This is a genomic window from Nonomuraea sp. NPDC049129, assembly GCF_040648495.1.
Lineage (GTDB): Bacteria > Actinomycetota > Actinomycetes > Streptosporangiales > Streptosporangiaceae > Nonomuraea.
On the sequence record NZ_JBEZDU010000055.1, the window covers coordinates 1 to 9,763 of the forward strand.

General features: G+C 68.6%; 12 protein-coding genes and 1 tRNA gene. 5 read left to right on the forward strand and 8 right to left on the reverse strand.

The annotated features are described in order from the left end of the window. Positions 1–818: AAA family ATPase (locus AB0B64_RS60030; protein ID WP_358206631.1), on the reverse strand; the 818-nt coding region annotated here is incomplete at its 3' end. Positions 819–879: 61 nt separating this feature from the next. Next, a tRNA-Ser gene (locus AB0B64_RS60035) sits at positions 880–969 on the reverse strand. A 51-nt stretch (positions 970–1,020) separates the two neighbouring features. On the opposite strand from AB0B64_RS60035, the gene AB0B64_RS60040 reads away from it, so the two are divergent. Next, the gene (locus tag AB0B64_RS60040) at positions 1,021–1,350 is read left to right on the forward strand and encodes an STAS domain-containing protein (RefSeq protein ID WP_357962334.1); all 330 of its coding nucleotides are present in this window, start codon (positions 1,021–1,023) and stop codon (positions 1,348–1,350) included. On the opposite strand, the gene AB0B64_RS60045 is transcribed toward AB0B64_RS60040, so the two are convergent. The 6 genes from AB0B64_RS60045 to AB0B64_RS60070 are packed head-to-tail and all read right to left on the reverse strand — an operon-like array spanning position 1,347 to position 5,986. After that, a complete protein-coding gene (locus AB0B64_RS60045) occupies positions 1,347–2,192 on the reverse strand; it encodes an NUDIX domain-containing protein (protein WP_357962331.1) in 846 nt (281 codons plus the stop codon). The genes AB0B64_RS60040 and AB0B64_RS60045 overlap by 4 nt on opposite strands. Before the next feature lie 26 nt (positions 2,193–2,218). Then, complete coding sequence (locus AB0B64_RS60050) at positions 2,219–2,977, reverse strand: M15 family metallopeptidase (RefSeq protein WP_358206645.1); 759 nt, start codon at positions 2,975–2,977, stop codon at positions 2,219–2,221. A gap of 44 nt (positions 2,978–3,021) precedes the next feature. Next, positions 3,022–3,507, reverse strand: a complete 486-nt coding sequence (locus AB0B64_RS60055; protein ID WP_357962326.1) for a universal stress protein — start codon at positions 3,505–3,507, stop codon at positions 3,022–3,024. Between the two features lie 15 nt (positions 3,508–3,522). After that, entirely contained in the window at positions 3,523–3,762 is a 240-nt protein-coding gene (locus tag AB0B64_RS60060) for a hypothetical protein (protein WP_357962323.1), read from the reverse strand. Beyond that, on the reverse strand, positions 3,759–4,184 hold the full coding sequence (locus AB0B64_RS60065) for a hypothetical protein (RefSeq protein ID WP_357962320.1): 426 nt from the start codon (positions 4,182–4,184) through the stop codon (positions 3,759–3,761). Before AB0B64_RS60065 ends, AB0B64_RS60060 begins: the two co-directional genes overlap by 4 nt. Next, the gene (locus tag AB0B64_RS60070; protein WP_357962317.1) at positions 4,181–5,986 is read right to left on the reverse strand and encodes an MDR family MFS transporter; all 1,806 of its coding nucleotides are present in this window, start codon (positions 5,984–5,986) and stop codon (positions 4,181–4,183) included. The genes AB0B64_RS60065 and AB0B64_RS60070 overlap by 4 nt, the downstream gene beginning before the upstream one ends. Before the next feature lie 95 nt (positions 5,987–6,081). Here AB0B64_RS60070 and AB0B64_RS60075 point away from each other — a divergent pair, with 95 nt between their 5' ends. The 4 genes from AB0B64_RS60075 to AB0B64_RS60090 all read left to right on the forward strand — a co-directional run bounded on the left by AB0B64_RS60075 (position 6,082) and on the right by AB0B64_RS60090 (position 9,629). Continuing rightward, the gene (locus AB0B64_RS60075; RefSeq protein WP_357962315.1) at positions 6,082–6,681 is read left to right on the forward strand and encodes a TetR family transcriptional regulator; all 600 of its coding nucleotides are present in this window, start codon (positions 6,082–6,084) and stop codon (positions 6,679–6,681) included. An 81-nt stretch (positions 6,682–6,762) separates the two neighbouring features. Beyond that, entirely contained in the window at positions 6,763–7,815 is a 1,053-nt protein-coding gene (locus AB0B64_RS60080; protein ID WP_358206661.1) for a hypothetical protein, read from the forward strand. A 24-nt stretch (positions 7,816–7,839) separates the two neighbouring features. Further along, positions 7,840–8,625: an SDR family oxidoreductase gene (locus AB0B64_RS60085; RefSeq protein WP_357962309.1), complete on the forward strand. Its 786-nt coding sequence runs from the start codon at positions 7,840–7,842 to the stop codon at positions 8,623–8,625. A 53-nt stretch (positions 8,626–8,678) separates the two neighbouring features. Next, a complete protein-coding gene (locus AB0B64_RS60090; protein WP_357962306.1) occupies positions 8,679–9,629 on the forward strand; it encodes a DUF3800 domain-containing protein in 951 nt (316 codons plus the stop codon). The last annotated feature ends 134 nt before the right edge of the window (positions 9,630–9,763 follow it).

Genomic DNA, 9,763 nt, shown 5'->3' on the forward strand with positions numbered 1-9,763 from the left:
GTAATGGTCTTCCCCATCTGGAGGATGGTCTCAAAGGCGAGGGCGTTGACCAGCCACGGTTGTCCCTGGGTCAGCTCGAAGACCCGGTCTACCGCATCCTTGGTGAACTCCTGGCCGGTCGCCTGTGTGTGCTGGTCGTACAGCTCGATGATCTCGTCGGCGGTGAAGTCGCCCAGGCGCAGCGACTCGACGATGTTGAACGGGCTGGCCGGGTTGGACCGGCCGGGTTCGCCGCCCGAGGCGACCTTGTAGTCACGCAGGTCACGCAACCCGCACAGCACCATGGACGCGGGGAACGGACGGCCTCCCGGCCGCGCGTTGTGACCGTCGCGGAGCTGGCTGAGGATGCTGACCATGCTGTTGCCCTGCAGGGCGTCGATCTCGTCGAGGAACAGCACCACTCGGCGCGGGCATCGGTGGCACCACTCGGTCAGTGCCGAACCGAACCGGCTACCCGGCGTGACCTGCGGCCAGGGATCCGGCGGCAGCAGCTCTTCTGGCCATCCCGCCCACTTGGCTGCTTCGCGGAGGGAATCCAGCAGGAGCGATTCCGCGGCGGCGTAGTCGTCGCCGGCCGACTTGGCGCGCTCGCAGGAGAACATCAGGGCGGCGATGTCGCCCTCGGCGGTCAGCTCGGAGGCCAGGGTGCGCAGCGCGGTCGTCTTCCCGGTCTGCCGGGGCGCGTGCAGCACGAAGTAGCGGTCCATCTCGACGAGCTCGCGTGCCTGGGGGAGTCGCTGTGTGGGGGGCAGCATGTAGTGGTGTTGCGGGCCGCAGGGGCCGGCGGTGTTGAAGTATCTCGCTCGGGGTGGCCGCATGGTCACATTCTGCCATCGCCCTGTCACTCGCGTCCGGGCTATTTGGGCTTGCCCGCAAGCGTGGCGGAGGGTGTGGGATTCGAACCCACGAGGCCATCGCTGACCTGGCCGCTTTCAAGGCGGCTGCACTCGTCCACTATGCGAACCCTCCAGTGCGCACACCACCATAGCGGCTGCGGTGACGGCGGTGTACGTTCGGGAGGTGGCGGATCTCAGCGTTGAGGTGGACCGGGCCGAGGACACCGCGAGCGTGCGCCTCGACGGCGACCTCGACAAGCTGACCGCGCCCCGGCTCAGGAGGGTCCTCACCGAGCTGATCGCCGCCGGTCATGTCTCGATCGTCATCGACACGGCCGGGCTGGCGTTCTGCGACTCCAGCGGCCTGTGGGTGCTGGTCGAGCACCAGCGCGAGGTCGGCGAGCGCGGCGGGTCACTTGGCCTCACGGGCGTGCAGGGGGTGCTGCGCCGAGTGCTCGATGTGACCGGCCTGAAAGCCGCCTTCGACAGCGTCCAGCCATCGGCGGCCTCCTAGTCGTCCAGCTGGGACAGCAGCCACTTGGGCCCCACCGTCCTGGCTCCCAGCGCGCTGACGCGCTCCTTGAGCCCCCTGTCCGCCGTCACCACGACCACTCGCTCCCACGACCGTGCCCGCCGTACGACGTCCACTATCGCGTCGTCGCCGCTGTCCGTCGCCGCCACCACCTCGATGCCGGGCACGCCCGGCGCCTTCTTCGCGGCGCCCTCCACGACCGCCACGATCCGTGGGTACCACTGCGCGAGCACCGGATGCCGCAGCCGCAGCGTCGCCACCTCGGCCAGCAGCCGCGTCGCCGCGCCGAGCCGGTCCTTCCACCAGCCGTGCTCGGCTCGGGCGCCGACGATGTTCGCGACGTCGAGCACCAGCGTCTCGGGGGTGAGCTCCGGCTGGATCTTGTCCCACGACTCGGCGAACCCGGGGTGCAGCTTCCTGCCCGGGACCTCGGGCAGCGGCACCCAGCGCAGCTCGGTGCTCTCGCTGTTGGCGGGCGCCGCCGCCAGGAGTTCGGCCGACTCGGCGATCACGGTCTCGAACGCCCAACCGCCGTGATCGTCCAGGTAGACACCCTGCACGCGCAGGCCGTCGCCGACTACGGACGCCTCTTCGTGCGCCTCGCGCAGCGCGGTCGCCACGGCGTCCTCGTGGCTGTCGCGCGCGCCTCCCGGCAGCCCCCAGGTGCCGCCGTGGTGGCTCCACCATGAGCGCTTCTGCATGAGCACGTACGGAACGCCGCGCTCGTCGTGGTGTACGGCCAGGAGCCCCGAAGCCCCGTGCAGCCCCCAGTGCCGGTGCCCCCGGGCGCACTGGGTCCAACCGTCGCCGTCCTTAGCCGCCATGACCTGATTCTGTCAGGCCGGTGCCCTCACCGGCCGTTACGGCTGAAGTGCTGGTAGTCCCTGGTGCCCGACCAGTCGCCGCCCCAGCCCCAGCCCACCGAGGCGAAGGCCTTGACAACCCGGTCGCCCGAGTTGATCACGCCTTTGCCCTTCGCGGGGCGCTTGGCGAACTTCTTGGCGTTCGGATGGGCGGTGCTGCCGCTCGCGGTGACGTACGGGTTCTCGCGCGGGTTGATGTCGATCGCCTCGCCGAAGGCGTGGTTGGACCAGTTGCTGGACCCGGTGGCCGCGCGGCAGTTGAAGGCCGAGGTGTTGTCGGCGTCGATGGAGTCGTAGTCGTCGCCCTTGTAGACGTCGACGAGCCGCATCTGCTTGATCGGGTAGCGCATGGCGTACAGCTTCCCGAAGACCTTGACGACGTCGCCGGTGACCGTCTTGCGCACGACCAGCTCGCCGGTGTGCGCCTTGTCGTCGAAGCCCCAGTAGGTCATCGTGATCAGGCGCAGGTCCTGATAGGAGACCGGGCAGCCGGGTTTCCACGAGTAGGGCAGCCGGGCGCGGGAGACCTTGGCGACCTTGGCACTGAACCTGGGCGGCTCCGCGGGCTTGGGCGAGGCGGTCTTCGCCGTCGGGGTGGGCGTCGCGGGCACGGGCGGCTGGGTCTGAGCCCCGGCGGCCTGAGCGTCGGCCGGGGGCTGCTGGGGTCCCTCTTGTGAGGCGACCGGTGCCTGCCCACCGCACGAAACTGACGCGAACACCACAAAGGCAGCGGCAGTACGTTTCATGCGGCCACCTTACGTGACGTCCTAACCAGCGACGTCGTACGAGGTCAGGGCACGATCAGCACGGTACGCCGAGCCCGTTTGGCCAGCCCCACGGCCACCGAGCCGCCGAAGGTGTGCCACGTGGAGCGGGACCGGCCCACCACGATGGCGTCGGCCATGCAGGAGGCGGCGAGCGTCTCCAGCTCCCGCGCGGTGTCTCCGCGTACCATGACGAACCGCCACGGAACCCCGACCCCGCTCAGCTCCGTCCGCAGATCCTCGGTCAGGTCCCCGGCCGAGTCGGGGATGATCGGCGCGCCCGCGAAGAACCACAGCGTGGCGCTGGTGAGGGTCTCCACGAACGCGATAAGCAGCGCGGCGTTGTCCCGCCGGGCGAGCCCGGCCGCGTACGCGAGCGCGTTGCGGCTCGGGCCCGATCCGTCGAAGCCGACCACCAGCAGCCCGGTGCCGTCTTTGCCGATCTCGAACTGCCCGCTGGGGAGCTTGCCTACCAGGGGCTCCCACCGGTCATCTGTGCTCTCGCCGAACACGGCATGCCTCGCACGTCAGCCGTCGGCGACGTGCTTGCCGCGGCCGGCGAGCTCGCGCAGCGCGTCGGCCGCGTAGATCACGAGGGCGACGAACGAGAGGCCGGCCAGCGCGCCGCCGACCCACAGATCGTTGACCGTCGCGTCGGCGTAGGCCGCGCCCCTGGGCTGGTAGCCCACCGCGAACGGCGCCGCGATCAGCCACACGCCGGCCAGGAACAGCAGGATGAGGGCGGAGACGCCCATTTTCGCCTTCATCGGTTGTCCTCCACTCCCACCAGGGCGGCCTTGCCGTTCTGGCGGTGTTCGCCGCCGCCGCGTCCGGCGGTGTTCAGGTCCTCACGCAGCGCCTCGACGAGCGGGGCGAGCAGGCTCGCCAGCTCCGCGGACGACGCCTGCGGCGCGGCCGCCACCGGCTCGGGCTCCGGCTCGGCCTGCTTCTGCCGTACGGCCACCAGGCCCCGCACGACCAACTCCTCGTGGATGGCCGCGGCGAAGGCGGCCACGCCGATGAGCCCGACGACGGCGACGCCCAGGCCGGTGAAGAACTCGGATGTGGTCGGGTCGGTCCAGTCGGCGTTCTCCGGCTGGGTGCCGAGGGCGAACGGGGCGATCATCAGCCAGAGCCCGGCCATGAGGGCCAGGGCGGCCGCGACGGCGCCCACGAACTTGCGAATCATGCTGAAACTCCTCCTGTGACGAGGTCTTTCCGCGGTGGCGCGGCCTGCGCGATCAGAGCGCGTGAGGTGGGACGCAGCACGCTCTGCGCGACCGATCGGGCGCGCTCCCGTTCTGTACGGTCATCGGGCGGCGCCATCCTGGCGACCGCGGACAGCAGCGCGGACGGCTGGTCGGTGGCCCGCTCGATCCGCTGGGCGATGAGCTCCAGCAGCAGCCCGGCCAGGACCAGGTCGTCCTTGCTGAGCGGCTTGGGCTCCGGCGCGGGCGCCGAGCCGCCTCTGAGCGGCAGCTCCTTGAGGAAGAGCGTCGCCACGAAGCCGAGCAGCGCGATCGGCACGCCGACGATGAAGACGGTCTCCAGGCCGCGGGTGAAGGCCTCGAGCACGATGTGCTTGATCGGCCCGGGCAGCGCCTGGATGGAGCTGGGGCTGCCCAGCTTGGGCGAGGAGCCGCCGGGCAGTGCGATGTGCGCGGCCCGCAGCATGTCGGCCATCTCGGTCTTGAGGCGGTTGGTGAGGATCGCGCCGAACGCGGCCACGCCCACAGCGCCGCCGAGTGAGCGGAAGAAGGAGACACCCGCCGTGGTGGAGGCCATGTCACGCAGTTCGGAGCCGTTCTGCGCGGCCAGGATGAGCATCTGCATCGACAGGCCGAGCCCGATACCCAGGACGCCCACGTCGAATCCGATGAGCCACTGACTCGACTCCACATGCAGCCGCGACAGCAGGAACAGTCCGGCGGCCACGATCAGCAGGCCCGCCACCGGGAAGATCTTCCACCGGCCGGTCTGGGTGACGATCTTCCCGGAGATCACACCGGCCAGGAACAACGCCACCACCATGGGCAGCGTCATCAGCCCCGACTCGGTGGGGCTCAACCCCTTGACGATCTGCAGATACTGCGGCAGGTAGATCATCGCGCCGAACATCGCCATGCCGACGAACAGCGAGGCGATGCTGGTGAGCACGAACGTCGGGTTCCTGAACAGCCTGGGCGGCAGGATCGGGTTGCGGGCCGTGCGCTCGGACAGCACCGCCAGAGCCAGCATGAGCAGGCTGAAGGCCCCCAAGGCGTAGGTCCAGAAGGAGTTCCACTCGAACTCCGTGCCGCCCAGCGTCAGCAGCAGCATCAACCCGCTCGCGCTGGCCGTGATGGTGGTGGCGCCCCAGATGTCGATGGAGGTGTTGCGCCGTACCTTGGGCAGCTTCAGCACCCGCTGGATCACCGCGAACGCGATCACCGCGAACGGGACGACCACGTAGAAGCACCACCGCCAGCCGAGCCAGTCGGTGTCCACGATGAACCCGCCGAGCAGCGGCCCGGCGACCGTGGAGATGCCGAAGACGGCCCCCATGTACCCCGAATAGCGGCCGCGCTCCCGCGGCGACACGATGTCACCGAGGATCACCTGAGCGAGGGCCGACAGACCGCCCACACCCAGACCTTGTACGGCGCGCGCCGCGATGAGCTGCCCGATGTTCTGCGACAGACCGGCCACGAGCGACGCCGCGACGAACAGTCCCAAGGCGCTCTGGAACAGCAGCTTCCGGCCCCAGAGGTCGGACAGCTTGCCCCACAACGGCGTGGAGACCGTCATCGTCAGCATGGTCGCCGACGCCACCCACGAATACTGGTCCTGGCCGCCGAGTTCTCCCACGATCGTCGGCAGTGCCGTGCCAACCACCGACGTCGAGATCATCGAGGTGAGCATGGCGAGCATGAGCCCGGACATGACCTCGAGGATTTCGCGGTGAGTGTAATGCCGCCTCGCGGGGGCCGCGGCCTGTGTCTGGGCTACCAAGACACCACATCCCCTTCTAACCGTTTTCTCCTCGGCGAGTATACGCCCGTTTACTAGCCGCGCGGCAAGTGGGGTCTCCTGAGTAGAGTTCGGGCATGGAAGCGCAGGTGACTGACGCCCGGCCGCGAGATCGCGCGGCCACCCGCCAGCGGCTGCTGGAGGCGGCGCGCATGCTGTTCGGCGAATACGGCTACGAGCAGGTGACCGTCCGCATGATCGCCTCGGCGGCGGACGCCAACATCGCCCTGGTGGGCCGCTACTTCGGCTCCAAGTCGGGCCTGTTCGGCGAGGTGCTGGCGGGCGAGCCGACGGTCCGCGCCGTGGTCGAGGGCGACCGGGCGGGCCTGCCCAGGCGGCTGGCCGAGTACGCCGCCCAACGCATGAGCCACGACCCGGAGACCCCCATCCTGCGCTCGCTCGAACGGTCGGCGGGCGACCCCGAGATCCAGGCCCTCGTACGCGAGCGCCTGCACGCCGCCGTGCTGGAGCCCATCGCGGCGCTCCTGGGCGGCCCGGACGCGCACGCGCGGGCCCGGATGGCGACGGCGGTCTTCCTGGGCATCGGCTCGGTCCGCCGCCTCATCGGCCCCGAGACGCCGTCACCCGCCGACGTCGACCGGCTCACGGCGGTGTTCGAACTCTGCCTGGGCCTGGAGTCCCTTCCTGACGACCGGTCCGCCGCGCCGGCTCGGTGACGCCGCCCTTACTCGCTGGTGAGTCGATTTCGCGAGCGCGGCCGTGTTGGCTGAGGGCGACCGAAAGGACGTGATCGCCACATGGAGCCCTATCGGAATCCCAAGCCGCAGGCGAAGGTAATAGACCCCTACGCCGCCGCGAAAGCCGCGGCCAACGCGCTCATCGAGTGGATCGGCAAACAGAGTTTCAGCGCGGGCAGTAATTTCACGGTGGCGGTCACGGGTGTCGCCAAGCTGGTCGTCTCCAAAGTAGCTGGTCTCTCTGTCGACGGCCGGAAGAACGGGCCCGGGCAGAAGATCATGAATCATCTCAAGGGCAATAACGCATATCGTGATTTTCAGGTTTACGCGGCGGGAAAGTTCACTCCGGATAATAATAGTAATCACGCTGAGATGTGCATATTGGCCGCGTGTGGGGTGCGCAATGTGAAATACATCCGCTGCACCTCGCCCAACTGCGGATTCTGCAAGGACGCGCTCGAGGCGTACGGCCTTGGCGAGGTCAACGCCAATGCCAAGTCGAAGATCGAGGGCGCCAGCCAGGTGGGGTGGTGCGATCCCTTTATGCCAGTAGCATATGGCACGGCGGCCAAGAAGAGCACCCTTGCCCAGCAGCGTGCCGAGCTCAAGAAAATCATCAAGATGAAGGCCGACGGAAGGAGCGTTACGGCGCGTGACATAAAGGAGGGAATGTACCTCTCCACACGCCCGAGCCCGGGAAATCTCACCTTGATGGACCTGAACGTTAAGGCCAGTGGCGCGGCTGCCGACAGTGACGCCAAGAAGACCGGAAAAATCCGGAAGATGGCCAAGCCCCTGGCCGTCAGTGATGACGAGGTTCCCTTCACCGCCAACAAGCGGCGGAAACTCGTTTCCGCGCCCTCGTCGGATGACAGCGGGGACGACAGCGAGAGCGCCCGCGACAGTGACATGAGCGGCGACAGCAGCGACGAGGAGGAGGCGGAGGATCGGGAACTGTCCAGCTCCGAGGACGGCGAATCCAGCGACGAGAGCTCCGGCAAGGAAGAGAAGGTGTCGCCCAAGAGAGCTTCGCCCCGCAAGAAGGCCGCGGCCCGCAAGAAAACCGCGGCCCGGAAGAAAGCGGTGAAGCGCCGGAAGTCGAGTCACATATGAGACCATCCCGTCGGAGGTCATGACATGATCCTGGACCGCTTCCGCGTCACCGGCCACGCCGCGATCGTCACCGGCGCCGGCCGGGGCATCGGCGCGGCGACCGCGATCGCCCTCGCCCAGGCGGGCGCGGATGTGGCGATCTCCGCCCGTACGGAGGAGCAGCTGCGCGCTGTCGCAGCCCAGATCGAGGAGGCGGGCAGACGGGCATTGATCGTGCCCGCCGATCTCAGCGTGCCGGGCGCCATGGAGGGGCTCGCGGAGCAGGCCGCCGACGCCTTCGGCCGGCTGGACGCGATCGTCAACAACGTGGGCGGGGCGATGCCCCGCGCCTTCCTCGACACCACGCGGAAACATCTTGAGAACGCGTTCCAGTTCAACGTCGGAATCGCGCACGAGCTGACGCGGGCGGCCGTGCCGCACCTGCTGAAGAACGGTGGCTCGGTGGTGAACATCTCCTCGGCCGTCGGCCGGACGGCGGGCCGGGGCTATCTGGCGTACGGCAGCGCCAAGGCGGCGCTCACGCACTACACGCGGCTGGCCGCGCGCGACCTGGCGCCCAAGGTGCGGGTCAACGCGGTCGCCGTCGGCGCGGTCGCCACCTCCGCCCTGGACATCGTCATGACCGACGAGAACCTGCGTACCCAGATGGAGCAGGCCACCCCGTTGAAGCGGATCGGCGAGCCGGAGGACGTGGCGGCCACGGTGCTCTACCTGGTGTCGCCGGCCGGGCGTTACCTGACCGGAAAGGTGCTGGAGGTCGACGGCGGCATCGACCAGCCCAACCTCGACCTCGGGCTACCCGACCTCTGAGCCTGGTCCGAAATCCCGTTGAAGGCGCAATGGGCGATTTGAGAGACTTGACTGTGGCACAACCCTTCGAAATCGCCTGTGACGAGTCCGGCTCAGAAGGGGAGAAGCTCATTGGGGGAAACACCGCTGTATTCGCCCATGCGAGCGTACGACTGGACGTCGAATCGGCGGCGGACTGCATCCAGGAAGTACGGAGCAGAGCCCCCTCCCCGACCACGGAATACAAGTCGGGCATCATCCGCCGTAAGAAACACCTGAACGCCCTCAAGTGGCTGCTCGGCCCATCGGCGCCGCTTCTCGGCAACGCCCACGTCTATCTGATCGACAAGACCTTCTTCGCGATGAACAGGCTCGTCGACCTGCTCGCCGTACAGGACCGCGAAGCCATGGCCGGCATCCTTTACCGAGAGGGCGGGCAGACGTTCGGCCCCGACAGGTGGAACGCCTTTCTGTACTCCTTCAACGACCTGATGCGCACCAATAACGGCCGGGGCCCGAGAGCCTCCGTCGAAGCGGTGTTCGCCATGGTCGACACCTTTCGCCGCGCCACCCCGCGAAGCCGGGCCGGCGAAATAATGGACCTGCTCTGGGAGTCCCGATCCCAGGTGGACGCCTTCCGGGAGCGGTCGCTCACGCTGAACCCGCTGTTCCCGGCCATCAGCCAGGCCATCGTCTACTGGAGCGAAACCGGAAGAGCCGTCTCCGTCGTGCACGACCGGCAGACCCTCCTCACGCAGGCACGCATCGACGAGCTGGAGGCGGCGCATTCCGCGCAAGGCCGGCTGGCCGGCCTGCGGCTGGTCGACTCGCGCACGGACCCCCGCGTCCAGGTGGCCGACCTCCTCGCCGGAGCCGCGCGGAAGATGGCGGAAGACGAGCTCACCGGCCAAGGCGACGCGGAGGTCACGGCGTTGCTGCGACCGTACGTGGACGCGTTCTCCATCTGGGGAGACGACCGAAGCTGGGCCCTGCTCGCGCCGAGCGACCCGGTCCTGAGGCCGTGACCGGTCATGCCTGGTGCGGTCCACGCAATTGGCGCGACGGCCGGGGATCGAGGGAGAGCGTGGCGAGGTAGGTGAGGAGGGCGAGGCCCAGCGCGGTGAGATAAAGCGTGGCGGAGGCCCATCGGCCCGTGGTG

What these genes read in the sequence shown, in the direction of transcription:
- AB0B64_RS60080 (WP_358206661.1), top strand. Translation starts at nt 6,763, where the DNA reads ATGGAGCCCTATCGGAATCCCAAGCCGCAGGCGAAGGTAATAGACCCC.
- AB0B64_RS60060 (WP_357962323.1), bottom strand. Translation starts at nt 3,762, where the DNA reads ATGAAGGCGAAAATGGGCGTCTCCGCCCTCATCCTGCTGTTCCTGGCC.
- AB0B64_RS60045 (WP_357962331.1), bottom strand. Translation starts at nt 2,192, where the DNA reads ATGGCGGCTAAGGACGGCGACGGTTGGACCCAGTGCGCCCGGGGGCAC.
- AB0B64_RS60065 (WP_357962320.1), bottom strand. Translation starts at nt 4,184, where the DNA reads ATGATTCGCAAGTTCGTGGGCGCCGTCGCGGCCGCCCTGGCCCTCATG.
- AB0B64_RS60050 (WP_358206645.1), bottom strand. Translation starts at nt 2,977, where the DNA reads ATGAAACGTACTGCCGCTGCCTTTGTGGTGTTCGCGTCAGTTTCGTGC.
- AB0B64_RS60075 (WP_357962315.1), top strand. Translation starts at nt 6,082, where the DNA reads ATGGAAGCGCAGGTGACTGACGCCCGGCCGCGAGATCGCGCGGCCACC.
- AB0B64_RS60085 (WP_357962309.1), top strand. Translation starts at nt 7,840, where the DNA reads ATGATCCTGGACCGCTTCCGCGTCACCGGCCACGCCGCGATCGTCACC.